Origin of the sequence: Methylobacterium platani (genome assembly GCF_001653715.1) — a bacterium.
In the GTDB taxonomy this organism is placed as follows: Bacteria; Pseudomonadota; Alphaproteobacteria; order Rhizobiales; family Beijerinckiaceae; genus Methylobacterium; species Methylobacterium platani.
In genome coordinates this window covers 45,153-68,189 of sequence record NZ_LWHQ01000023.1, presented here as the reverse complement: position 1 = coordinate 68,189, position 23,037 = coordinate 45,153, and the positions used below count along the sequence as shown (strand labels likewise).

The 23,037-nt window shown below is 71.6% G+C and carries 20 protein-coding genes and 1 tRNA gene; 15 read left to right on the top strand and 6 right to left on the bottom strand.

All coding sequences use genetic code 11. The annotated features are described in order from the left end of the window. Positions 1-8: 8 nt before the first annotated feature. A complete protein-coding gene (locus A5481_RS13850) occupies positions 9-668 on the top strand; it encodes an SspB family protein (RefSeq protein WP_048434034.1) in 660 nt (219 codons plus the stop codon). 149 nt (positions 669-817) lie between these two features. On the opposite strand, the gene A5481_RS13845 is transcribed toward A5481_RS13850, so the two are convergent. Further along, the gene (locus tag A5481_RS13845) at positions 818-2,209 is read right to left on the bottom strand and encodes a cytochrome P450 (protein ID WP_048434033.1); all 1,392 of its coding nucleotides are present in this window, start codon (positions 2,207-2,209) and stop codon (positions 818-820) included. Between the two features lie 103 nt (positions 2,210-2,312). Between A5481_RS13845 and fumC the strand changes: the two genes are divergently transcribed. From fumC to A5481_RS13830, 3 genes are all read left to right on the top strand, one after another. After that, a complete protein-coding gene (gene fumC / locus A5481_RS13840) occupies positions 2,313-3,722 on the top strand; it encodes a class II fumarate hydratase (protein ID WP_048434032.1) in 1,410 nt (469 codons plus the stop codon). A gap of 78 nt (positions 3,723-3,800) precedes the next feature. Continuing rightward, positions 3,801-3,992 carry a DUF4169 family protein gene (locus A5481_RS13835; RefSeq protein ID WP_064503994.1) on the top strand — a complete coding sequence of 64 codons (192 nt, stop codon included), beginning with the start codon at positions 3,801-3,803 and terminating at the stop codon, positions 3,990-3,992. Then, complete coding sequence (locus tag A5481_RS13830; RefSeq protein ID WP_064503993.1) at positions 3,989-4,264, top strand: ribbon-helix-helix domain-containing protein; 276 nt, start codon at positions 3,989-3,991, stop codon at positions 4,262-4,264. The genes A5481_RS13835 and A5481_RS13830 overlap by 4 nt, the downstream gene beginning before the upstream one ends. A gap of 203 nt (positions 4,265-4,467) precedes the next feature. Here A5481_RS13830 and ygfZ read toward each other — a convergent pair whose 3' ends face one another. Then, a complete protein-coding gene (gene ygfZ / locus A5481_RS13825) occupies positions 4,468-5,289 on the bottom strand; it encodes a CAF17-like 4Fe-4S cluster assembly/insertion protein YgfZ (RefSeq protein ID WP_064503992.1) in 822 nt (273 codons plus the stop codon). 97 nt (positions 5,290-5,386) lie between these two features. Between ygfZ and A5481_RS13820 the strand changes: the two genes are divergently transcribed. From A5481_RS13820 to A5481_RS13805, 4 genes are all read left to right on the top strand, one after another. Next, entirely contained in the window at positions 5,387-6,727 is a 1,341-nt protein-coding gene (locus A5481_RS13820; protein ID WP_048433753.1) for a dihydroorotase, read from the top strand. A 438-nt stretch (positions 6,728-7,165) separates the two neighbouring features. Beyond that, a complete protein-coding gene (gene secG, locus A5481_RS13815) occupies positions 7,166-7,594 on the top strand; it encodes a preprotein translocase subunit SecG (RefSeq protein WP_048433752.1) in 429 nt (142 codons plus the stop codon). A 137-nt stretch (positions 7,595-7,731) separates the two neighbouring features. Then, positions 7,732-9,360 (top strand): CTP synthase, encoded by a 1,629-nt coding sequence (locus A5481_RS13810; RefSeq protein WP_048433751.1) that lies wholly within the window; start codon positions 7,732-7,734, stop codon positions 9,358-9,360. Between the two features lie 164 nt (positions 9,361-9,524). Continuing rightward, entirely contained in the window at positions 9,525-9,767 is a 243-nt protein-coding gene (locus tag A5481_RS13805) for a DUF2934 domain-containing protein (RefSeq protein WP_048433750.1), read from the top strand. Between the two features lie 17 nt (positions 9,768-9,784). Here A5481_RS13805 and A5481_RS35710 read toward each other — a convergent pair whose 3' ends face one another. Continuing rightward, entirely contained in the window at positions 9,785-11,032 is a 1,248-nt protein-coding gene (locus A5481_RS35710; RefSeq protein ID WP_048433749.1) for a M23 family metallopeptidase, read from the bottom strand. Positions 11,033-11,342: 310 nt separating this feature from the next. Beyond that, complete coding sequence (locus A5481_RS13795) at positions 11,343-11,807, bottom strand: peroxiredoxin (RefSeq protein ID WP_048433748.1); 465 nt, start codon at positions 11,805-11,807, stop codon at positions 11,343-11,345. A 263-nt stretch (positions 11,808-12,070) separates the two neighbouring features. Between A5481_RS13795 and A5481_RS13790 the strand changes: the two genes are divergently transcribed. Continuing rightward, entirely contained in the window at positions 12,071-15,529 is a 3,459-nt protein-coding gene (locus tag A5481_RS13790; RefSeq protein WP_082173095.1) for a YhdP family protein, read from the top strand. A 75-nt stretch (positions 15,530-15,604) separates the two neighbouring features. Continuing rightward, positions 15,605-15,679: transfer RNA gene (locus A5481_RS13785), tRNA-Gly, on the top strand. A 150-nt stretch (positions 15,680-15,829) separates the two neighbouring features. Here the strand turns inward: A5481_RS13785 and A5481_RS13780 are convergent. After that, on the bottom strand, positions 15,830-16,783 hold the full coding sequence (locus tag A5481_RS13780) for a helix-turn-helix domain-containing protein (protein ID WP_210179215.1): 954 nt from the start codon (positions 16,781-16,783) through the stop codon (positions 15,830-15,832). 192 nt (positions 16,784-16,975) lie between these two features. Between A5481_RS13780 and A5481_RS13775 the strand changes: the two genes are divergently transcribed. Genes A5481_RS13775 through A5481_RS13755 form a run of 5 tightly spaced genes read left to right on the top strand, consistent with a single transcriptional unit; the run spans position 16,976 to position 22,002 of the window. Then, entirely contained in the window at positions 16,976-18,685 is a 1,710-nt protein-coding gene (locus tag A5481_RS13775; RefSeq protein ID WP_048433746.1) for an FAD-dependent oxidoreductase, read from the top strand. Positions 18,686-18,732: 47 nt separating this feature from the next. Then, positions 18,733-19,971, top strand: a complete 1,239-nt coding sequence (locus tag A5481_RS13770) for an ABC transporter substrate-binding protein (RefSeq protein WP_048433745.1) — start codon at positions 18,733-18,735, stop codon at positions 19,969-19,971. A 30-nt stretch (positions 19,972-20,001) separates the two neighbouring features. Beyond that, entirely contained in the window at positions 20,002-20,337 is a 336-nt protein-coding gene (locus A5481_RS13765) for an NIPSNAP family protein (RefSeq protein ID WP_048433744.1), read from the top strand. A gap of 37 nt (positions 20,338-20,374) precedes the next feature. Next, positions 20,375-21,220, top strand: coding sequence for an SDR family NAD(P)-dependent oxidoreductase (locus A5481_RS13760; protein ID WP_048433743.1), 846 nt, complete (start codon positions 20,375-20,377; stop codon positions 21,218-21,220). Next, entirely contained in the window at positions 21,217-22,002 is a 786-nt protein-coding gene (locus A5481_RS13755) for a glucose 1-dehydrogenase (protein WP_048433742.1), read from the top strand. Before A5481_RS13760 ends, A5481_RS13755 begins: the two co-directional genes overlap by 4 nt. Positions 22,003-22,220: 218 nt before the next feature. On the opposite strand, the gene A5481_RS13750 is transcribed toward A5481_RS13755, so the two are convergent. Continuing rightward, a complete protein-coding gene (locus tag A5481_RS13750; protein WP_048433741.1) occupies positions 22,221-22,445 on the bottom strand; it encodes a hypothetical protein in 225 nt (74 codons plus the stop codon). Positions 22,446-23,037 lie beyond the last annotated feature (592 nt).

The window sequence follows — 23,037 nt, the reverse complement described above, 5'->3', positions numbered from 1 at the left end:
AACGGTTGATGGCAGACGATCTGATTCGCTACGATCTCCTGGTGCAGGATGCCCTGCGCAACGTCGTGCGCAAGGTGCTGGGCGATGCGGCGCGCGACGGCCTGGCCGGCGAGCACCATTTCTACGTCTCGTTCCGGACCGACTATCCCGGCGTGCGGATCTCGCAGCGCCTGCGGGAGAAGTACCCGCAGGACATGACGATCGTCCTGCAGCACCAGTTCTGGGATCTCGGCGTCACCGAGCACACCTTCGAGGTTGGGCTGTCCTTCTCAGGCGTGCCGGAGCGGCTGCTCGTGCCGTTCGAGGCGGTGACCGGCTTCTTCGACCCCTCGGTGCAGTTCGGCCTCAAGTTCGAGCTCAACGACGGCAGCGCATCCACCGAGGAGGCGGCCCCCGCTGGCACGACCCCCCTGCGGGCGATCCGCGGCGCTGGCTCCGAGCCGAGCGAGGCCCTGCCGAAGGTCCCGGCGATCGGCGGCACCCTGCCGAAGATCGTGCCGGCCGCCAAGGCCGAGTCCAAGCCGCAGGCCAAGGATGCCGCCAAGGACGCCTCGGGCAAGGACGAGGCCGACGGCGACGCGAAGCCCGACGAGGCCGCCGAGCGCACCGACGCCCCGCAGGAGGGCGCCTCGGTGGTCAGCCTGGACGCCTTCCGCAAGAAGAGCTGAGCGCAGCAGCATCCTGCTGGCTGCCGAATCAAGCTTTGTACCCTCCTCGCATCCCGGGTCCTCGCCTGCGGCGAGCCCCGGGATGGCTTGGGCGGGACGGCTTGGGAAGGTCTGTCGACGGCAAGGCCGTCCCCTTCCCGTCAGATCCTTCACCCCCGCGCCGTCACCCGCATCCGCAAGCCGTCCTGCGGCCGGAGCGTCACCCGGTGCAGCGGCACCACGGGTCCTGCCTCCGGCGACCGGTCGAGGCGAACGGCGTGGAGCACGTGGGCCAGCACCAGCGTCGCCTCCATCACCGAGAAGCTCGCGCCGATGCAGACCCGCGGGCCGGCGCCGAAGGGCAGGTAGGCGTAGCGGTCGATCCGGGCGCGGTTCTCCGGCAGGAAACGCTCGGGCAGGAAGGCGTCGGGCTCGTCCCAGAGCCGGCGGTGGCGGTGCAGCACGTACGGAGCGACCGTCACCAGCGAGCCGCGCGGGATCTTGATCCGGCCGATCCGGTCCTCGGCCAGAGCCTGCCGGCTCATGAACGGCACCGGCGGAAACAGGCGCATCGCCTCCTCCAGGGCCGCCTTGGCGTGCGGCAGGGCGTCGAGGCCCGGAGTCGGGCTCGCCGCGAAGGCGGCGTCGACCTCCGCCTCGACGGCCTCCCGCGCCGCCTCGTCCTGCGACAGGCAGTAGAGCGTCCAGGTGAGCGCGTTGGCGGTGGTCTCGTGGCCGGCGCCGATGAAGGTGACGATGTTGGCCCGCACCTCCAGGTCCGACAGGCCGCGGCCGGTCTCGGGGTCCTGCGCCTTGAGCAGCAGGGTCAGGAGGTCGTGCGGCGCGGCCGCTCCCGCCGTGACCAGCGCCCGGCGGCGCTCGATCAGCTCGTCGACCACCTCGGCGAAGAACCGCAGGGCCGGCCGTGCCTTGATCCGGCCGATCCGCGGCAGCCAGTCCGGCATGCCGAACACGTCGAGGGGATCGATCGGCCCGAGCGCCTCGAAGTAGCGGGTGATGGCGCGGCCGAGCGCGTCGGGCTCGCGGGCCAGCCCATGGGTGAAGATCGTGCGCTCGAGCACGTCGAGGGTGACGCGGGTCATCTCCAGGGCTGCGTCGACGCTCTGGCCGTCCCGCTTCTTGAGCCGGCGGGCGAGGCGGGCGGCCGCGTCCGCCATCGCCGCCTCGAAGCCGGCGACGTGGCGGGGCGAGAAGATCGGCGCGAGGGTCCGCCGTTGCAGGCGCCACTCGTCGCCCTCGGCGGTGAGCAGGCCGTTGCCGAGGCCCGGGGCCAGCACCCGGCGCTGCAGGTCGTCCTTGCGGTAGTTGCCGGCATTGTCGACGAGCACGTGGCGGATCGCGGCCGGCTCGCTCACCACCGTGACGCGGCCGAGCGCGCCCTCGCCGGTGACGATCGGCTGCTCGAAGTGCTCCTCGTACCAGGTGGTCAGCGGGTTGGCGCGGGCGGCGCGCAGGAAGGCGAACAGCCCCATCGGCTCGGTGCGCGGGCGGGGCACGGCAGGGCGGAAGGGGGCGGCCGGGGCCGCCGCGGGCGCAAGCATCCGGACTCCTTGAAAGGCCGGCGATTCGACGTCTGTCAGGGCATCGCACAATCGCCGCTCTTGGCTTAAGTAGGCGCCGTTTCGCACCGCCAAAGAGGCCATGATGTCGCCGACCGAGACAGCCACCCGCACGGAATCCGACACGTTCGGGCCGATCGACGTTCCGGCGCACCGCTACTGGGGCGCCCAGACCCAGCGCTCGATCCAGAACTTCCGCATCGGCACCGAGCGGATGCCGGCGCCGCTCGTCCACGCGCTCGGCCTCGTCAAGCAGGCCGCGTCCCTGGTGAACCAGGATCTCGGCGTGCTGGATCCGAAGCTCGCGCAAGCCATCGCGGCCTCGGCCGCCGAGGTGGTCGAGGGCAAGCACGACGACGAGTTCCCGCTGGTGGTCTGGCAGACCGGCTCGGGCACCCAGTCGAACATGAACGCCAACGAGGTCATCGGCAGCCTCGCCAACGAGCGTCTCGGCGGCCAGCGCGGCGGCAAGTCGCCGGTCCATCCGAACGACCACGTCAACCGCGGCCAGTCCTCGAACGACGTCTTCCCGACCGCGATGCACATCGCGGTGGCCCGCGAGATCAACGACCGGCTGATGCCGGCGCTGCAGCACCTGCACGGTGCCCTCGACGCGAAGGCCAAGGAATTCGCCGAGATCGTCAAGATCGGCCGCACCCACCTGCAGGACGCGACCCCGGTCACGCTCGGCCAGGAATTCTCCGGCTACGCCGCGCAGGTGGCGCTCGGCGGCGCCCGCGTCGGCGCGACGCTTCCCGGCGTGCTGGCGCTGGCGCAGGGCGGCACGGCGGTCGGCACCGGCCTCAACGCGCATCCCGCATTCGCGGACAAGTTCGCCGCCAAGGTGGCGGAGCTGACCGGCCTGCCCTTCACCTCGGCCGACAACAAGTTCGAGGCGCTGGCGACCCACGACGCGCTGGTGTTCACGCAAGGCGCCCTCAACGCGCTGGCGAGCGGCCTGTTCAAGATCGCCAACGACATCCGGCTGATGGGCTCGGGCCCGCGCTCGGGTCTCGGCGAGATCTCGCTGCCCGAGAACGAGCCCGGCTCCTCGATCATGCCCGGCAAGGTCAACCCGACCCAGGCCGAGGCGCTGACGATGGTGTGCTGCCAGGTGGTCGGCAACGGCACCACCGTGTCGATGGCCGGCAGCCAGGGCCACCTCGAGCTCAACGTCTACAAGCCGGTGATCGCCAACGCGGTGCTGCAATCGGTGCGGCTCCTCGCCGACGCCGCGGTGAGCTTCGCCGACAACTGCGTCGTCGGCATCAAGCCGAACCGCGACCGCATCGCCGACCTGATGAGCCGCTCGCTGATGCTCGTCACGGCGCTCGCGCCCTCGATCGGCTACGACAAGGCCGCCGAGATCGCCAAGACCGCGCACAAGAACGGCACCACGCTGAAGCAGGAGGCGCTGCGCCTCGGCTACGTCACCGAGGCACAGTTCGACGCGGTGGTGCGGCCGGAGGACATGCTGGCGCCGAGCGCCGAATAACTCCAAGCTGACGCGCCCCGCGCAGCTTTTGGCGGCGCGGGGCGTTTCCACCATCGCGGGGGCGCGGAGAATCGGGTCATGGCCGAGATCATCAACCTGAAGCAGGTCCGCAAAGCCCGCGAGCGCGCCGCCAAGGAGGCGCAGGCGACCGAGAACCGCGTCGTCTTCGGCCGGCCGAAAGCGGCGAAGACCCGGGAGGAGGCCCGCAAGAGCCTGGAGGCCGCCCGGCACGAGGGCCACCGGCTGAAGACCCCCGACCCCGAGGCATGAGCCTGCCGCCCGGCGCGCTGCCGGACGGCGGATTGCTCAAGCGCTCGCTCGTCATCGCCGGCCACCGCACCAGCGTCTCCCTCGAGGCGGCGTTCTGGGAGGCGTTGCGCCGGCTCGCTTCCGCCCGCGGCGTCTCGATCCAGGGTCTGGTCGGGCAGATCGACGCCGAGCGCGGCGGGCAGAACCTGTCGTCGGCGATCCGGGTGTTCGTGCTGCGGGCGGTGTGGCCGGGGGAGGAGCCCATGATGGCGGACCACTCCTCGATAGACTGACCGGCATCGGAAACCTCCACGTCATCCCGGGGCCCGGGATCTACAGCCGCCGACGATGCAGGATGAGCTGGGACGTGGGTCGCATCGTCCTGGAGCGTGGCCGGTTTGGAGCGTGACCGGTTATGGATCCCGGGTCCTCGCCTTCGGCGAGCGCCAGGATGACGATGAGAGTGCCGGTTCCGTCGCGGTGAACTCGTTCTTGATCACGCCGGCCACGCGAAGGTCGCGAAGCCCGGCTTCTCGACCTCCACCGCCCGCCCGCCGGCCATCACGGCCTCCCCCGCCGCCAGCGCCTCGCCGAGGCGGTCGATGCGCAGCATCGCCAGCCCGCGCGACCCGGTCCCGCCGCCGGTCTGGCCGAGGCTGCGCTCGCCGGCCGTCACCGGCTCGCCCGCCGGGCCCGCCTCGCCGTCGCGGTAGACCACCGGCACGATGCGGGTGCGGGCGGTGCCGCGATGCTGCATCCGCGACACCACCTCCTGGCCGACGTAGCAGCCCTTCCTGAAGTCGACCCCGCCGAGCTGGTCCATCAACGCCTCGTGGGGGAAGGCATCGCCGAAGGGGAAGTCGGTCCCGCCCTCCGGCACGCCGAGGCCGATGCGGTGGGCCGCGTAGGCGCTCGCATCGGCATCCGCCTGCGGGATGTCGGGCGCGTGGAGGCGCCAGCCGAGGGCCGGCAGCCGGGCGTCGCGCAGGGCCGGGGCGGGCGCCTCGATCCCCCAGCCCGCCGCCACCGCCAGCGGAAGGGGCTCGATCGTCACCTTGGCGCGCAGGCGGTAGAGCGTCAGGCGCTTGACGAGATCGGGCACCCGGTCGCGGGCGGTGTCGAGGCGGTAGCCGTCGGGTGCGCGGCTCACCAGGAAATCGAACAGGACCTTGCCCTGCGGGGCGAGGAGCGCGCCGAGCCGGGCCTCGCCCTCGGGCAAGGTCTCGACGTCGCAGGTCACGAGACCCTGGAGGAAGCTCGGCGCATCGGGGCCGGAGACCGCCACGACGGCACGGTCCGGCAGGAGGGCAAGCGGCATCGGGGGTCCTTTGCTTGAACCGCGGGCGGGTGTGACATAAGCCGCCTGCGCCCGGCCCTCAATCGCGGTGCGCGGGTGGACGAGGGGAACCCCGACGATGAGCCAGAGCTTCGACCTCCTCCTGCGCGGCGGCACCGTGGTCAACCACGACGGCGAGGGACTGGCCGATATCGGCGTGACGGCCGGGCGCGTCGCCGCGATCGGCGACCTGTCGCGGGCTGACGCCGGCCGCACCCTCGATTGCCGCGGCCTCCATCTCCTGCCCGGCGTGATCGACAGCCAGGTCCATTTCCGCGAGCCGGGCCTCGACCACAAGGAGGACCTGGAGACAGGCTCCCGCGCCGCCGTGATGGGCGGCGTCACCACGGTGTTCGAGATGCCCAACACCGTGCCGCAGACGACCGATCCGGACGCCCTCGACGACAAGCTGAAGCGCGCCCATCACCGGATGCACTGCGACTTCGCCTTCTGGGTCGGCGGCACGCACGAGAACGCCCGGGACGTCGCTGAGCTCGAGCGCCTGCCGGGCGCGGCCGGCATCAAGGTGTTCATCGGCTCCTCCACCGGCTCGCTCCTCGTCGAGGACGATGCCGGCATCACCGAGATCCTCAAGCGCACCCGCCGCCGCTCGGCCTTCCACGCCGAGGACGAGGCGATGCTGCGCGACCGCAAGGGCCTGCGGGTGCCGGGCGATCCGTCGTCGCACCCGGTCTGGCGCTCGCCGGAGGCGGCGCTGAAGGCGACCGAGCGTCTGGTGCGCATCGCCCGCGAGACGGGGGCGCGCATCCACATCCTGCACATCTCGACCAAGGAGGAGATGCGCTACCTCAGCCAGCACAAGGACGTCGCCACCTGCGAGCTGACGCCCCATCACCTGACGCTCGACGGCGATGAGGCCTATGCCCGCCTCGGCACCCTGGTGCAGATGAACCCGCCGGTGCGGGGCGCCGACCACCGCGACGGGCTGTGGTGGGGCCTGTCGCAGGGCGTCGCCGACGTGCTCGGCTCCGACCACGCGCCGCACACGCTGGAGGAGAAGCGGAAGGCCTATCCCGATTCGCCCTCCGGCATGACCGGCGTGCAGACCCTGGTGCCGGTGATGCTCGACCACGTCGCGGCGGGCCGGCTCTCGCTGCAACGCTTCGTCGACCTGACCAGCGCCGGCCCGAAGCGCATCTTCGGCATCGCCCGCAAGGGGCGGCTGGCGGTGGGCTACGACGCCGACGTGACCGTGGTCGATCTCAAGCGCCGCGAGACCATCACCAATGCCTGGATCGCCTCGAAATGCGGCTGGACCCCCCATGACGGCCGCGAGGTCACGGGCTGGCCTGTCGGCACCGTGGTCCGTGGGCAGGCGGTGATGTGGGAAGGCGCCCTCACCGAGCCGTCGCGGGGCGAGGCGGTGCGGTTCGAGGAGGGGTTCCCGGCGCGGGGGTGAGGCGACACGGCCGAACCCTCCCCCCTCTGCGCAGGGCTGTCCGGGGAAAATTCCTTTGAAAATCAAGCGCGGGATCCCCTCTCCCGTGTGGGAGAGGGGTAGGGGTGAGGGTGGCGCGCTTCCGTGTAAAGCGCAGAGCGTGATGCTGGCAGCTCGACGGTTCAGGGTCATTGCGGAAGCCGAGCCACCCTCACCCCCGGCCCCTCTCCCACACGGGAGAGGGGAGACGCGCCCTTCTTTTCCTCGGACAGCCCTCCCTCGCAGAGGAGGGGGGTGTACCGCGCGCCCGGCCGCGTCTTCTCTGTCTTCATTCCACCCATCACCCTTGGCTCCGGCGCGCTTCTCGTATAGGAGCGCCCGGAATTGGAGGTCCGGACGCGCCCCGCGTGCCGGCCGTTGCCACGTTGGCGGTCCGATGAGGACCGGCCCGGAAGCCCGATGCAGACCGTTCTGATCGTCGTCCACCTGATCATCGTCCTCGCCCTGATCGGCGTGGTGCTGCTGCAGCGCTCCGAGGGCGGCCTCGGCCTCGGCGGCGGGGGCGGCACGCAGGGCTTCATGACCGGCCGCGGCCAGGCCAACGCGCTGACCCGCGCCACCGCGATCCTGGCGGCGCTGTTCTTCGCCACCAGCATGGTCCTGGCCATCATGTCGCACCGGGGCGCGGGCCCGCGCTCGATCTTCGACGGCGCCGGCACCAAGGCCCCGGCGGGCCAGACCGCGCCGGCCGGCAACGTCCTCGACCAGCTGCGCCAGCAGCAGGGCGACGCGCCCGCGGGCCAGACGCCTGCGACCCAGACTCCCGCGGCGCCCGCTCCGGCGGCGCCCGCCGCCCCGGCCGCTCCCGCGGCGCCGCAATCGCGCTGACGACCGGCGGCGCCTGCGCGCCGCCCCTCGCTTTCCGAAAAATCCTGTGAATCCGGCCGGCCCTGCCGCCCGGACATGACCCCGTTGAGCTGGCGGCGTTTGGCAACCCGGCCACGCCTGTGTATGGAGCGAGTCCCATGACGCGGTATGTTTTCATCACCGGCGGCGTGGTCTCCTCGCTCGGCAAGGGTCTCGCTTCCGCCGCCCTCGCGGCCCTGCTCCAGGCCCGCGGCTACAAGGTCCGCCTGCGCAAGCTGGACCCCTACCTCAACGTCGATCCGGGCACGATGAGCCCGACGCAGCACGGCGAGGTCTTCGTCACCGACGACGGCGCCGAGACCGATCTCGATCTCGGCCACTACGAGCGCTTCACCGGCGTGCCGGCGACGCGGGCCGACAACATCACGACGGGGCGGATCTACCTCGACATCATCACCAAGGAGCGCCGGGGCGACTATCTCGGCGCCACCATCCAGGTGATCCCGCACGTCACCAACGCCATCAAGGAATTCGTCCTCGACGGCAACGACGCCTACGACTTCGTGCTGGTCGAGATCGGCGGCACCGTCGGCGACATCGAGGGCCTGCCGTTCTTCGAGGCGATCCGGCAGCTCGGCCAGGAGCTGCCGCGGGGCACCTGCGCCTACGTCCACCTGACGCTCCTGCCCTACATCCCGTCGGCCGGCGAATTGAAGACCAAGCCGACCCAGCACTCGGTGGCGGAGCTCCGCTCGATCGGCATCCAGCCCGACATCCTGCTCTGCCGCTGCGACCGCGCGATCCCGCGCGAGGAGCGCCGCAAGCTGGCGCAGTTCTGCAACGTGCGCGAGACGGCGGTGATCGAGGCGCGGGACGTCGGCACGATCTACGAGGTGCCGCTCTCCTACAAGGAGGAGGGCCTGGACCGCGAGGTGCTGGCGCATTTCGGCCTCGAGACCGGCCCGGAGCCGAAGCTCGACCGCTGGCGCGACATCGTCGGCCGGATCAAGAGCCCGGAGGGCGAGGTCTCGATCGCCATCGTCGGCAAGTACACGGGCCTCAAGGACGCCTACAAGTCGCTGATCGAGGCGCTGACCCACGGCGGCATCGCCAACCGGGTCAAGGTCAACCTGGAATGGATCGAGTCCGAGGTGTTCGAGCGCGAGGACCCGGCTCCGTTCCTGGAGGGCCTCAACGGCATCCTGGTGCCGGGCGGCTTCGGCCAGCGCGGGGCGGAAGGAAAGATCCGCGCCGCCCGTTACGCCCGCGAGCGCAAGATCCCGTATTTCGGCATCTGCTTCGGCATGCAGATGGCGGTGGTCGAGGCGGCCCGCTCGCTCGCCGGCATCGCGGACGCCAACTCGACCGAGTTCGGTCCGACGCCGGAGCCGGTGGTCGGCCTCCTGACCGAGTGGATGCGCGGCAACGAGCTCGAGCGCCGCATCGCCGAGGGCGACCTCGGCGGCACGATGCGGCTCGGCTCCTACACGGCGGCCCTGGAGCCGGATTCGCAGATCGCCAGGATCTACGGCGGCACCCGCATCGCCGAGCGCCACCGCCACCGCTACGAGGTCAACATGGCCTATCGCGAGCGGCTGGAGGCGAACGGCATGCGCTTCGCCGGCCTGTCGCCGGATGGCTTGCTTCCCGAGACCGTCGAGGTGGTCGGCCATCCCTGGTTCATCGGCGTGCAGTTCCACCCGGAGCTGAAGTCGCGGCCGTTCGAGCCGCACCCGCTGTTCCAGAGCTTCGTCGCCGCGGCGATCGAGCAGAGCCGCCTGGTCTGATCCGCGCGTCCGGGTGCGCCCGGACCAACATAGGTTACGAAAATCGACCCGGACGGCGGCGAAGGCCGCCGTTCCGTCGCGACAGCGATACCGACCCACGGTATAGGAACCCCATCGTGCCGGTCCGGCACGGCGCGGGGGCGTGGGAAGAGGCATGGTTCGTGATGCGTGAGATACCCCTGGCGGCGATCCGGGCCCGCGCCTACGACATCTGGGAACGCAACCACCGTCCGGACGGCTACGAGATCCAGTTCTGGCTGCTCGCCGAGCGCGAGCTGCGGGCCGAGCAGGACAGCCGGCGCGACGCGGCGGAGGCGCTGCCCGAGGCACCGGCGGCGACCCCGGCGCCGGGCAAGGCTTCGGTCAGGACGTTGGTCGACACGTCGGCCGGCACGGCCGAGGGTTAGCGGACGGGCGGGGGCGCTCAGCGCGCCGCCAGACGGGCGCCCGCCCGCAGGAAGCGCTGCGGATCGACCGGCTCGCCGTCGATGCGGGTCTCGTAATGCAGGTGGGTGCCGGTCGAGCGGCCGGTCGAGCCGACCCGGCCGACCATCTGGCCCGCCGCCACCACCTGGCCGGGCGTCACCGTGATCGCCGAGAGATGGGCGTAGCGCGTCGCCAGGCCGTGGCCGTGATCGATCTCGACCATGTTGCCGTAGCCGCCCGCGTAATCGGCCTGCGTCACCGTCCCGGCGGCGGTCGCCCGCGCCGGAGCGCCGTATTCCGAGCGCAGGTCGATGCCGGTATGCAGCGCGAGGCCGCGGGTGAACGGATCGGCCCGGTAGCCGAAGGTGCTCGACAGCCCACCATCGACAGCGATCGGCCGCCGCAGCGGCATCGCGCCGACGATCCGCCGCAAGGAGTCGCGCTCGCCGAGGTCGCGCTGCGCCTGCAGCACGGCGGTCTCGAACGGGCCCGATCCGGCCGGCACGAGCGGGCCGCCGATCCCGCCGGAGCGGGCGGCGGCGAAGCGTCGCGCGTCGAGGCCGGTCTCGGCCATCACCCCGCGCAGGCGCGCCGCCTCGCTGCGGCCGCCGGCGGCGAGGCGCCCGACCGCGAGGCTCTGGCGCGCCTCGAACCCGTCGAGGCTGTGCTCCAGCATCGCCATCCGGGTCGTCATCGAGGGGGAGAGAGAGGGGGACAGGGCGGGCGCATCGGCCTCGGTGCGCAATCCCAGGGATTCGGGCGTCGGTACCGGCGGCGCGGGCGCGACCGGCGGGGTCCTGGCCTCGCGGGCCGTCCAGGCGCCGGAGAGTGGCTGCCCGTCCTCGCCCGTCGCGCCGCCGGCCATCTCGGCGAGGCCCGCGAGCATCGCCTGGCGGCTCTCGAGTGCGACCTGGCGACCGGCGAGGTCGGCGAGGCGGGTCTCGACGCCGTCCTGTTCCAGGAGCTTCTGTGTCGCCACCCGGTCGAGCCGGGCCCGCAGGGCGCTGATGCGCTCCTCGTAGGCGTATTGCATCGCGCCCTGGCGCTCCATGAACCGGGCGAGCGCCTCGTCGCGGAAGACGATGAACCAGGTCGCCGCGCTGGCCCAGAGCGACAGTGCCCCGAAGGCGGCGGCCGCGATCGCCAGGGTCCTGCGCCGCACCACCCATATCCGGTCCGGCCCGCCGGACGGGCGCGCGGGCGGCAGGAGCGAGGCGGCGAAGGACGAGAGACGGGAGGGGCGCATCGGGACGGTCCGGTAACCTGATCGGACCGTCGCCGGTTAAGGTTAAGGATGTTTCAAGGGCGGATGTGACGCGGGTGCCTCAGGACGAGGCTCGCGATCCCGCGCCGGCGCGCCGACGGCGTCCATGGTCAGCCCGGTCGACCGGCGCGGCGGCACGTCCCATCCACTGCGTCATGCCGGGTCCCGTCTGCGACGGGTCCCGGAACGACGAAGGGAGCCGGCGGATCGGCCGGGCCGACGGCGCCGGGCGAGGGGACGGATCTGGCGAGGGGACGGATCTGGCCAGGGACGGATCTGGCGAGGGGACGAACTACAGCGCCCGCGCCGCCTCCAGCACCGCCTCGGCGTGGCCCGGTACCTTCACCTTCGGCCAGACCTTCGCGATCGTCCCGTCGCGATCGATCAGGACCGTGGTGCGCTCGACGCCCATGTACTTGCGGCCGTACATGCTCTTCTCGACCCAGACGCCGTAGGCCTCGAGCATCGCCTTGGTCTCGTCGGAGGCCAGCGGGAAGGCGAGGCCGTACTTCTCCCGGAACTTGTCGTGGCTCTTCATCGGGTCGGGCGAGACGCCGATCACGGCGGTGTCGGCCTCTGCGAAGGCCTGCGCGAGCCCGTTGAAGGCCTGGGCCTCCAGCGTGCAGCCGCTGGTATCGTCCTTCGGGTAGAAATACAGCACGGCCTTGCGGCCCTCGAGGCCGGCGAGGCTCAGGGTCTCGCCGCCGGTCGCCGGCAGGGAGAAGTCGGGGGCGGGGTCGCCCGGGTTCAGCGCCATCGTGCCTTCCTTTCGGCCGATTGATGGTGTGCCTCTGGGGGAGGACCCCGGTAGGGAAGGGGCCCTGGGCGCACCGCCCGATCGCTTAGCGGCAGGACGTTACCCTCCGGTCACCGGATCGGGCAATCATCGGCGGGGGCCGCGAGCTCCGGAGCGTGACCGCCACGCCCGGGGAAGGCCCCGAAGGCGGCGCCCGGCCGGGCGCCCGGAGTGGCGACGCGCGCGTGACGACGGACCGAGCGACACCAGGCCTGGATCCCGTCATGGATCCCGGCATCGAGCGGGCGCAAGGAACCCTGCCGGGCCGCGCGCTCGAGGGACCGGAGCCGTGCGCCGCGCGGATCAAGGCCGCCCCCCGGTCGCTGCTGCGGACCTGCCTGCGCGGCGTGCTGTGGCTCAAGCTCGCGGCCGTCCTGCTCCTCGCCGTCGGGCTCGGCCTCGCCTACCTGCGCCTGGCGAGCGGCCCGGTGAGCTTCGCCTGGCTCGAGCCGCGGGTGGCGGCGGGCATCGCCGAGCGCCTCGGCCCGGGCTGGAGCGTGGACCTGCACGACAGCGCCATCGAGATCGACCGCGACGGCGCGCTGGCCTTGCGCACCAGCGGGCTCGACATCCGCAACCCGGAGGGCGACCTCGTGGTGCGGGCGCCCCTCGCGGTGGTCGCCATCGACCTGTGGTCGCTCCTCGGCCTGTCGGTCCAGGCCCGCTCGGTCGAGTTCCGCGACCTGCAGCTGCGCGCCCTCCTGCACCACGACGGCTCGATCGCCTTCGCGGCCTCGGCCGACCCCGCCGACGCCAAGCCCCACACCCCGCCGGCGGTGGCGGCCGCCCGCGGCACCGTCTCGCCGGTCTCCGCCACGGTGGCGTCGATCCTCGGCGTGGTGCTCGATCCGTCGGGGGTGATCGGCAGCCTCGACCGGGCCCGCCTGACCAATGCCCGCCTGACCCTGCTCGACGAATCCGGCGCCGAGCGCGTGGTCTTCCCCCGGGTCGACGGGTTGTTCGCCCGCGACGCGACCCGGCCCGCCCGGGTGTTCGAGATGCGGATCGTCGGCCCGCACGGGCCCTGGCGCTTCGGCGGCGACGTCGAGCAGGGGCCCGACGGCGCCCGCCACGGCGTGCTCACCCTCGACGACCTGCCGGCCCCGGACCTGCTGCTGCTCACCGGCCAGTCGCGCCTGCCGCTGACCACCGACCTGAAGCTCTCCGGCCGGGCCCAGGTGGCGATGCACGGCGCGCGCCTCGACGGGATGAAACTCCACCTCGCCACCAGCGAGGGCAACCTCCTGATCGAGGAGAAGGATTTCAACCCGGTGACGATCGAGGCGGTGACGGTCGACGCCGCGTGGGACGAGACCCGCCGGGCGCTCACGGTCGCGTCCCTCGATTACCGCGGCGCGGGCAACCGCGTGCGCCTCGCCGGCGAGTGGGTGGCGGGGCCCGACGGCCCCGGCGCCGGCTGGACCGCGACGCTCGCGGGCAAGGACGCGGTGCTGCGCGGGGCCGCCCCCGGCGACGCGCCGGTCAGGATCGCGACGATCGACGCCCGTCTCTCGGGCCGCGACGACGGCGTGCAGATCGACCGCCTCGCGCTCGCGGGCGATGCGGTACGCGGCACGATCAGCGGCACGCTCGGCACGCGGGCCGACGAGGGCGGCCTGACCCTGCGCATCACCGCCGAGCGCACCGACGGCCGCGCCGCCCTGCGGCTGTGGCCGGAGAACGTCGCGCCGCCGATCCGCACCTACCTCGTCGACAACCTGCGGGCCGGCCGGCTCGACAGCCTCGACATCGTGGTCGACATGAGCATGGCCGAGTTCGCCGCGGCCGCGCGCGGCGAGCCGGTGCCCGACCAGGCGGTCCGGATCGCCTTCGCGATCGGCGACGGGGCGCTGCAGATCTCCCCCGACGCGCCGCCGCTCTCCCGCGCCCGGGTCTCCGGGCTCGTCACCGGGCGCAACACGACGATCCGCGGGGCGAATGCCGAGATCCGGATGCCGGACGGGCGGGCGCTCACCCTCCAGGACGGTTCCTTCGTCATCAAGGACGCGGTGCCGCACGACGTCACGGCGCAGATCGGGCTGCGGCTCACCGGCGGCGCCGACGCGCTCGCCTCCCTGCTCCAGACCAAGCTGTTCCGCTCGCTCTCGGGCACCGAGCTCGATCCGGCCACCCTGCGGGGCCAGGCCGACCTGCGCATCGACTTCCCCCTCTCCCTCGAGGCGGTGCCCGACATCGCCGACCTGCCGGTGACCTTGAGCGGCAGCCTCACCGACATCGCGGCCGACCGCCTGGTCGGCAAGGAGAAGCTCGAGAACGGCCGCTTCGCGGTCGCCTACGACCGCAGCGGCTTCAGCCTGAAGGGCGACGGGCGGCTCGCCGGGGCGCCGCTCACCGTCGACCTGCACCAGGCGAAGGCCGGCGCGCCGGGCGAGGCCCTGGTGACCATGACCCTCGACGACGCGGCGCGCGCCCGGAAGGGCCTGCCGACGGCGCCGGCCCTCGCCGGGCCGGTGAGCGCCCGCTTCGTCGTGCCGGTCGGCCGGCCGGGCAAGGCCCCGATCCGGGTCGAGGCCGATCTCGCCCGGGCGAGCGTCGACGGCCTCCTGCCGGGCTGGACCAAGCCCGCCGGCAAGCCCGGCCGCCTCACGCTCTCCCTCACCGAGACCGGCCAGGGCAGCGACCTGCGCGACATCGCGCTCGATTCCGGGCCGGTGCAGCTGCGCGGCAGCGCCGTGCTCAACGCCGAGGGCGGCTTCGAATCGGCCGACCTCACCAGCCTCAAGCTCTCCCCCGGCGACGACATCCGCGCCCGGGTCGAGCGCTCGGGCGCCAACGGCTACCGGGTCAGCGCCAAGGGCGGCGTCGCCGACGCGCGGCCGTTCCTGCGCGCGCTCACCGCGCCGCCGCGCAAGGGCGGCAAGGACGCCACCCCGCGCGACGTCGAGGCCGACCTGAGCTTCGCGATCCTGACCGGCTTCAACGAGGAGGCGCTGACCAACGCCACCCTCAAGCTGTCCCTGCGCGGCGACGACCTGCGCCAGGCCCGGATCCAGGGCCGCCTGCGCTCCGCCGGGGTCAGCCTGGAGGTGGCCAAGCCCGACCGCTCGACCCCGCCCGTGCTCAACGCCGAGACCAGCGATGCCGGGGCGGCCCTGCGCTTCCTCGACATCTACAAGCGCATGCAGGGCGGGTTCCTGTCGCTGCAGATGACGATGAACGACGGGCCGCAATCGGGCCTGGTGCAGGTCCGCTCCTTCGCCTTACGCAACGAGCCGGCCCTCGGGCGGATCCTGGCCCAGGGCGAGACCGAGGACCGGCGCAGCGATGCCAACGACGTCGGCTTCGACCGCCTGCGCGCCGCCTTCCAGCGCAACGGCACCCGCATCGCCTTCGCGGAGGCCGCGATCTCCGGCCCGGCGATGGGCTTCACGCTCGGCGGCTGGATCGACACCGGCAAGGACCGCACCGACGTCTCGGGCACCTTCGTGCCGCTCTACGGCCTCAACAACGTGGTCTCGCAGGTGCCGATCTTCGGCCCGCTGCTGGGCGGCGGTCACAACGAGGGCCTGTTCGGCATCAACTTCCGGGTCGCCGGCGCGATGAGCGCCCCCAACATCAGCGTCAACCCGCTCTCGGCGATCGCCCCGGGCTTCCTGCGCAAGCTGTTCGGCGCCGGCGGCGGCGACCCCAACGCCCCCCCGTCCGCACGCATGGACCGCTGACCCGCCGCCCGCGCCGCGAGCGCGGCATTTCGGGGGTGGACAGCGCCCGGGCGAGCCCGTATGACGAACCCCGTCGCGGGCGTAGTTCAGTGGTAGAACGTCAGCTTCCCAAGCTGAATGTCGTCGGTTCGATCCCGATCGCCCGCTCCACTAAATCTTTGGAACTGAGCACGTTTTGTCGGGCCGAGCGGTCCCCGTGTTCCCGTGTCCCCCATGGCGTTCCCCACCGTTCCCCATCGCTGTTCAGGATCCGTTCCTCAACGCTAGTCGTGTCAGCGCCGCATCGCAGCCCCTGCTTCATCATGATCCGGGCGCCGTTCGCGACGAGCGAAACTGCTGCGGCGTCTCGCCGGTCTTCTTCTTGAACACCCGCGAGAAGTACGCCGGATCCCGGAAGCCGAGCGCGTGGCTGATCTCGGCGAGCGGCAACGTCGTGTAGATGAGCCAGCGCTGTGCTTCGACCAGGACACGGCGCTGGATCAGCGCCTTGGGCGGCTGGCCGAACCGACGCTGGCAGGCTGCGAGCAGCCGGTCCTCGGTCACGGCGAGCCGCTGGGCGTATTCGGACACGGTCTGGACCGTGCGAAACTCCTGCTCGACGTGGTGCTGGAAGCGGGCGATCAGCGCGGCCTCGGCCGATCTCGGCGCGTCCTCCTGGCCCTGCGCAACCACCATGCGCGCCGCCGCCACGAGGATCCGGATCAGCCCGGCCTCGATGGCGAGCATCCGGGCCGGGGCTGACCACAGGAATTCCCGCGATAGATCGGTAAAGGCTCCGGTGAGCCCGACCACGGCTTCGGCCTCCAGGCGGCCGATGCAGGCCGCCCGGCGCAGGAGGCGGTCGATGGTCGCCTCGCCCCGGGCAACGTCCGCTGCCATCGAGTCCGCCACGGTGACGACCCATCCGTCGGTCCCGGCCACGAAGTCGAAGGCGTGGATCGCGCCCGAAGGAACGACCAGCAGGGCTGGCGGAGTGATCGGGAAGTGCTCGGCCTCGGCGCGCATCACGCCGCCGCCCTGCGTGACGAGCAGGATTTGGTGCAAGTCCGAATGGGCGTGGGGCGCGATGGTCCAGTGGTGCCGGCCGCTGCGTAGGTGAATCCGCTCGACATGAAGGAAGCGTGCCTCGACGCTCTGGACCGGCTCCCCGTAGAGGAGAAAGCGCTCGACTGGCGCGGCCGGTCCGGATTCCCGTCTGGTCTGCGCCATCCGCCCTCTCCCGGGCATGCTGCGGCCCGCGCGGGAAAAGTGCAATCGAACGCGGCTTCTGTCCATTGTGCCGTGCAGGCCTTCCGCTAGCCTCTGCGCCATGGTCCTCGCAGGCGTCCGATCTTGCGAGAGGCGGGAGGAACGACGGCGCGAAACGCCCGATGACGACGGATCCGGACGGTCGAGCCGCCGGTCCCGCACATCCCGGCTCCGCCGCACCCGAGAGAGGATGAAGCCATGGCGCCCCAGGCAGCCAGCGATCTCGCATGCGACGTGCTCGTCGTCGGCTCCGGTGCCGGCGGTCTCTCAGCCGCGATCACGGCGAGGAAGCGTGGTCTCGACGTGCTGGTGATCGAGAAGGAACCGTTCTTCGGCGGCACCACTGCCTTCTCGGGCGGCGTGCTGTGGGTGCCTGGCAACCCGCATGCGGTGCGCGCCGGTCTGCCCGACACGCGGGAGGCCGCCCGGACCTACCTGCGCCACGAGGCCGGCAACGCCTACGACGAGGCGGCGGTCGAGGCGTTCCTCGACGAAGGCCCGCGCATGATCGAGTTCTTCGAGCGCGAGACCGAGGTCAAGTTCGTGCTCTCGGGCTATCCCGACTACCATCCGGACGCGCCGGGCGGCGCAAAGGCCGGACGCTCGGTCACGGCGGCGCCGTTCGATGCGCGCAAGCTCGGGCGCGAGATCGCCCGGCTGCGCCCGCCGCTCGAGACGATCACCTTCATCGGGATGATGTTCAACTCCTCGAACGAGGACCTGAAGCATTTTTTCCGGGCGACCCGCTCGCTGACCTCCGCAGCCTACGTGGCGCGCCGCCTCGCCCGGCACCTCAAGGACCTCGCGATCCACCGCCGCGGCGTCCAGATCACCAGCGGCAACGCGCTGGCGGCGCGGCTCGCCAAGACCGCCTTCGACCTCGGCATCCCGATCCGGACCGGCACCGCGGCCGAGAGCCTGAGCATCGCCGACGGCCGGGTGACCGGGGCGGTCATGCGCGATGCGGACGGCAAGCGCTGCATCACCGCCCGGCGCGCGGTGGTTTTGGCCTGCGGCGGCTTCCCGCACGACAAGGAGCGGATCGCCAAGGCCTATCCCCACGTCGCCCGCGGCGCCGAGCACCTGTCGCCGACGCCGGCAGGCAACACGGGTGACGGCATCCGCCTCGGCGAGGCGGCCGGCGGCGCGTTCGAGATCCGGATGGCCAACGCGGCGGCCTGGATGCCGGTGTCGCGCGTGCCCCTCGGCGGGGGGCGCACGGGAGTCTTCCCCCACCTCGTCGACCGCTACAAGCCTGGCATCGTCGCGGTGAACCGGCACGGGCGGCGCTTCACCAACGAGGCGAACTCCTACCACGACACTGGCGCCGCGATGATCCGCGACGGGGAAGGGGCGGGCGAGACTGCCGCCTGGCTGATCTGCGACCATCCGACGATCCGCAAATACGGTCTGGGCTACGCCAAGCCGGCTCCGGTCCCGATCGGCCTCTCTCTGCGCAACGGCTACCTCGTCACCGGCCGGACGCTGCCCGACCTCGCCCGGGCGGCCGGCATCGACCCGGACGGGCTCGTGGCGACGGTGGACCTCTACAACCGCGATGCCGTGCGGGGCGAGGATCCCGCCTTCGGGCGCGGCTCGACCGCCTTCAACCGCTTCCTCGGCGATGCGGAGCACCGGCCCAACCCCAACGTCGCGCCGGTCGCCAAGGGGCCGTTCTATGCCCTCAAGCTCGTCATGGGCGACCTCGGCACCTTCGACGGCCTGCGCACCGACACGGTCGGGCGCGTGCTGCGCCCCGACGCTCATCCGATCCCGGGCCTCTACGCGGTCGGCAACGACCGGGCCAGCATCATGGGCGGCGCCTATCCGGGGGCCGGCATCACCCTCGGGCCGATCATGACCTTCGGCTTCATCACCGGACGACACCTCGCGGACGAAGCGGCCTGACAGAGCCGCCCGCGCATCACCAGACGACGGAGAATGGAGGAGACGCCATGACACTCGACCGCCGCACCTTCGTGCGCGCCGGCCTCGCCGGGCTCGCCATGATGCCCGCGTCCTTGAGCCGGGCGCAAAGCGCCAGCACCATCCGCATCGGCGTCATCACCGACATGTCGGGGGTCTACCGCGACGTCTCGGGGCCGACCACGGTCGCCTGCGTCCAGCAGGCTGCCGACGAGTTCATGACGCAGAATCCCGACATCAAGGTCGAGATCCTTACGGCCGACCACCAGAACAAGCCGGATGTCGGGCTGACCATCATCCGGCAATGGTTCGATCGCGGCGGCGTCGACCTGATCGAGAACGTCGGCAACAGTTCGATCGCGCTCGGCTCGCGCGGCATCATCGAGGAGAAGAAGAAGGCGGCACTGATCACCACCGCCGGCAGCTCGGACCTGACCGGCAAGAGCTGCAGCCCCAACTGGGTGCACTGGTCGTGGGATTCCTGGTGCCTCGCCCACTCGACGGCCACCTCCCTGGTGCAGGTCGGCGGCGACAAGTGGTTCTTCATCACCGCCGATTATGCCTTCGGCCACGCGGCGGAGGCCGATGCGTCCCGCTTCGTCAAGGCCGCCGGCGGCAAGGTGCTCGGCGCGGTGCGCTACCCTCTCGGCAGCACCGCGGACTTCTCCTCCTACCTGCTCCAGGCCCAGAGCAGCGGCGCCAACGTCATCGCCTTCGCCAATTCCGGCAGCGAGCTGATCGCCTGCCTCAAGCAGGCGCAGGAATTCGGTATCGAGGGCAGCGGGGTGCGACTCGCCGCGATGGTCGGCTACGTCACCGACGTGCTCGGCATGGGGCTGCCGGTGGCGAAGGGCCTTTCGCTCACCGAGACCTTCTACTGGGATCTGAACGAGCGCACCCGCGGCTTCACGAAGCGCGTCAAGTCGCGGCTTCCCGGAAACATCCTGCCCAACATGAGCCAGGCCGGCGATTATGCGGGGGTTCTCCACTACCTCAAGGCGGTCAAGGAACTCGGCGTCGCGCAAGCCAAGGCCGACGGGCGGGCGGTGATCGAGCTGATGAAGCGGATGCCGACCGACGACGACGCCTTCGGGGCAGGCCGTATCCGGGCGGACGGGCGCAAGATCCACCAGGCCTACCTGTTCGAGGTGAAGAAGCCGGAGGAGAGCCGGGGCGCGGGCGACGTCTACAAGCTCGTCTCGACCATGCCGGCCGAGGAGGCTTTCCGACCCGAAGCGGATGGCGGCTGCCCGCTCGTGCGCTCTTGATCTCAGCTCAAGACCCGCGAGGACACCCCGATGACTCTCGACGCGGCGATCGTCGACCTGCGCACCTACACCATCCGCCTGCGCGGCATGGCCGAGTTCCTCGACGTCTTCGACCGGCTCGCGATGCCGGTCCAGCTGAAGTATCTCGGCGCCCCGCTCGGAATATTCACGAGCGCGGTCGGCCCCCTCAACCAGGTTGTCCACCTCTGGGGCTTCGACGATATGGGCCAGTTCGAGGCGCGTCACGCCGCCCGGGACCGGGACCCGGACTGGCCGGCCTATCTCCAGGCCTCCGCGCACCTGATCACCGCCCAGGAGAACCGGCTGATCCGGAGGGCGGTCCTGCTGTCCCTCGCCGGGCGCTGACCGCCCTGCACGCATCCTCCCGCGGAGCATTTGCATCATGAGCGACAGGGATTTCGACTGGCTGAACCTGCGGGGCCGCGTCTGCGTGGTCACCGGCGCCGGGGGCGGGCTCGGGCAGGCGGTCGCGCTCGGCTTCGCCCGAGCCGGTGCCCGCCTCGTCCTCCTCGACCGCGAGGCTGAGGCGATGGCGGGGATCGCCGCAGAGGTCGAACAGTGCGGCGCCGAGGTGCTGGCGCTGGCCTGTGACGTGACCGACCCGGGCAGCCTCGAGGCTGCAGCCGTGCAGGCGCGCGAACTCGGGCCCTGCGCTGTGCTGGTCAACAACGCCGCGCTGATGCGGCCCGGCCCCCTCGAGACCCTGCCGATCACGGAGTGGAACGCGCTCCTCGCGGTCAACCTCACCGGCTACTTCCTGGCCGCGCAGATCTTCGGGCGACAGATGCGGGAGCGGGGCGACGGCGCGATCGTCCACGTCGCGTCGATCTCCGGGCGTCATCCCCAAGGCTTCAGCGGCGCCTACAGCGTCAGCAAGGCCGGCATCGTGATGCTCTCGCGCCAGCTCGCCACCGAGTGGGGACCGGCCGGCATACGCAGCAACGTGGTCAGTCCCGGCTTCGTGGTGACGCCGCTGAGCCAGCCCTTCTACGACGCCCCCGGCGTGCGCGAATGCCGCAGCGCCGTGGTACCCCTCGGCCGCATCGGCGCGGCCGAGGACATCAGAGATGCAGTCCTCTACCTCGCCAGCGACCGTGCCGCCTACGTCACCGGCGACGAGATCACGGTCGATGGTGGCTTCGGCCGCGTGCTCATGAACCTGATCCCGCGCCCGGGTTTCGAGGCCGGTGCGTCGTTCGGCGGGAGCATGCAAAGGAGCGCATCATGACCCGGAACGTCCGGACACAAGTCGCCCTGATCACGGGAGCCGCGGACGGCATCGGCTGGGCGATGGCTCGGCGCTTCGCTGCGGCTGGCTACCGCGTCGTCCTGGCCGATCTCGACCACGACCGCGCCGCTGCGCGGGCAGCGGAACTCGGAGCCCAACATCTGGCGGTATGGGCCGACGTCGCCGACGAGACCTCCGCCGTCGCGATGGTCGAGGAGACCGTCTCGCGTCTGGGCGGGCTCGATATCCTGGTCAACAACGCAGGGATCGGCGACAGCCACAAGCCGACTCTGGAGCAGGATCTCGCGTCCTTCGACCGGATCCTGCGCGTCCACCTCGACGGTACCTTCGTGGCGTCGCGGGAGGCGGCCCGTGCCATGGTGGGACAGGGCGGCGTGATCCTGAACGTGAGCTCCATCGCCGGGCTGACCGGCTTGCCCCGGCGCAATGCCTATGGGGCGGCCAAGGCCGGCATCGTCGCGATGACGAAGAGCATGGCCTGCGAATGGGCCGGGGCAGGAATCCGTGTCAACGCCATTGCGCCGGGCTATGTCGGAACCGCGCTGGTGGCCAAGCTGGTCGAGGCGGGCCGCATCGACCGCGGGCGGCTGGAACGGCGGATCCCACTCGGCCGCCTCGCTGACCCGGCCGAGATTGCCGAGACGGCATGGTTTCTGTGCTCCCCGTCGGCCTCGTACGTGACGGGCGCGGTTCTGAGCGTCGATGGCGGCTGGAGCGCCTACGGTGACGCCGGCGATGCGTCGCCCGCCTCGGAAGCCTGACGAAGTGCCGACATCGTACGGGGTACGGCCTCTCGCCACTCGCGGATCTCCAGCCAACAATCGCAGAGCGCCGAACGCTCGATCTGATGCCGCCGGCAGCTTGAAGAAATCAGGACCTTCGGAGAGCCAAGGTCACATCGCCCGGCGTCAGGATGAGCGACGCATACGGATCCGGTTGCACCGATGGCAGCGCCTGCCACGAGAATCACCCTCGCGTTTCAGGATCCATTCCTTAGCGCCCGGTGCGCCAGCCGCAGCTCGGCCACCCGGCGCGACTTGCCGACCGCCCCGCGCGAGTAGCGCTGGGTCGTGGCCGCCTGCGAATGCGCGGCGGCCAAGCGGATGTGGTCGAGGTCGGCCCCGGCGTCCTCGGCCTCGGTGATCGCACCGGCGCGGGCATCCATGTTCCAGATGTGGCTCGGGATGCCGGCGGCACGCGCCACGATCCTCCATTCGCCAGGATGCCGGCGACGCCGAGGTGGTAGGACAGGTTCATCAGGAAGTTCATCGAGGACTTGACGCCGAAGAAGCCCATGTTCAGGCGGAAGACGCCGCCCAGGCGGTCCAGCTCCGCCGGGGTCGGCCCCGGCAGCGCCGCCGGCCGCTCGACCAGTCCGCCGCTGATCCGGCGCAGGAGGCCGACCCGGGCGGCGACGCGGCGGTTGATCGCCCGCTGCATCAGCGGCACGAAGACGAGCTGGGGAAGAGAATACCGCGACCGCCAGCAGCGCCAGCCCGACCTGCGCCAGCGCGCTCTCGCGCCAGATGAAGGCGAGCAGGGAAGGCACCGTATGACTTGGAGCCGTGCGGCGCGGAGCCGGACCGGCGGCCTCGGGCGGGTTCTGCCGCCGGGTTCCGACGAGGTCGGCCGTATTCATGTGCAGGCCCGTCGGCATGCCGTCGCCCCCGGCGCGGGGGCGAACCCTCGGCGGGAGGCACGCCCATGAACTTTCGCTAGAGAGCTTCGCGATCGCGTTGCAACACGGTACACGACACGAGTTCCGTCGCCCTGCGGTCGGCCTCGCGGCCCATCGT

Bases quoted from the DNA above. Each gene is read 5' to 3' on its own strand.
- A5481_RS13835 (WP_064503994.1), top strand. From the start codon at position 3,801: ATGGCCGAGATCATCAACCTGAAGCAGGTCCGCAAAGCCCGCGAGCGC.
- A5481_RS13760 (WP_048433743.1), top strand. From the start codon at position 20,375: ATGAGCGACAGGGATTTCGACTGGCTGAACCTGCGGGGCCGCGTCTGC.
- fumC (WP_048434032.1), top strand. From the start codon at position 2,313: ATGTCGCCGACCGAGACAGCCACCCGCACGGAATCCGACACGTTCGGG.
- A5481_RS13770 (WP_048433745.1), top strand. From the start codon at position 18,733: ATGACACTCGACCGCCGCACCTTCGTGCGCGCCGGCCTCGCCGGGCTC.
- A5481_RS13810 (WP_048433751.1), top strand. From the start codon at position 7,732: ATGACGCGGTATGTTTTCATCACCGGCGGCGTGGTCTCCTCGCTCGGC.
- A5481_RS13820 (WP_048433753.1), top strand. From the start codon at position 5,387: ATGAGCCAGAGCTTCGACCTCCTCCTGCGCGGCGGCACCGTGGTCAAC.
- A5481_RS13830 (WP_064503993.1), top strand. From the start codon at position 3,989: ATGAGCCTGCCGCCCGGCGCGCTGCCGGACGGCGGATTGCTCAAGCGC.
- A5481_RS35710 (WP_048433749.1), bottom strand. From the start codon at position 11,032: ATGCGCCCCTCCCGTCTCTCGTCCTTCGCCGCCTCGCTCCTGCCGCCC.
- A5481_RS13845 (WP_048434033.1), bottom strand. From the start codon at position 2,209: ATGCTTGCGCCCGCGGCGGCCCCGGCCGCCCCCTTCCGCCCTGCCGTG.
- A5481_RS13805 (WP_048433750.1), top strand. From the start codon at position 9,525: ATGCGTGAGATACCCCTGGCGGCGATCCGGGCCCGCGCCTACGACATC.
- A5481_RS13850 (WP_048434034.1), top strand. From the start codon at position 9: ATGGCAGACGATCTGATTCGCTACGATCTCCTGGTGCAGGATGCCCTG.
- A5481_RS13755 (WP_048433742.1), top strand. From the start codon at position 21,217: ATGACCCGGAACGTCCGGACACAAGTCGCCCTGATCACGGGAGCCGCG.
- A5481_RS13795 (WP_048433748.1), bottom strand. From the start codon at position 11,807: ATGGCGCTGAACCCGGGCGACCCCGCCCCCGACTTCTCCCTGCCGGCG.
- A5481_RS13775 (WP_048433746.1), top strand. From the start codon at position 16,976: ATGGCGCCCCAGGCAGCCAGCGATCTCGCATGCGACGTGCTCGTCGTC.
- ygfZ (WP_064503992.1), bottom strand. From the start codon at position 5,289: ATGCCGCTTGCCCTCCTGCCGGACCGTGCCGTCGTGGCGGTCTCCGGC.
- secG (WP_048433752.1), top strand. From the start codon at position 7,166: ATGCAGACCGTTCTGATCGTCGTCCACCTGATCATCGTCCTCGCCCTG.
- A5481_RS13790 (WP_082173095.1), top strand. From the start codon at position 12,071: ATGGATCCCGGCATCGAGCGGGCGCAAGGAACCCTGCCGGGCCGCGCG.
- A5481_RS13765 (WP_048433744.1), top strand. From the start codon at position 20,002: ATGACTCTCGACGCGGCGATCGTCGACCTGCGCACCTACACCATCCGC.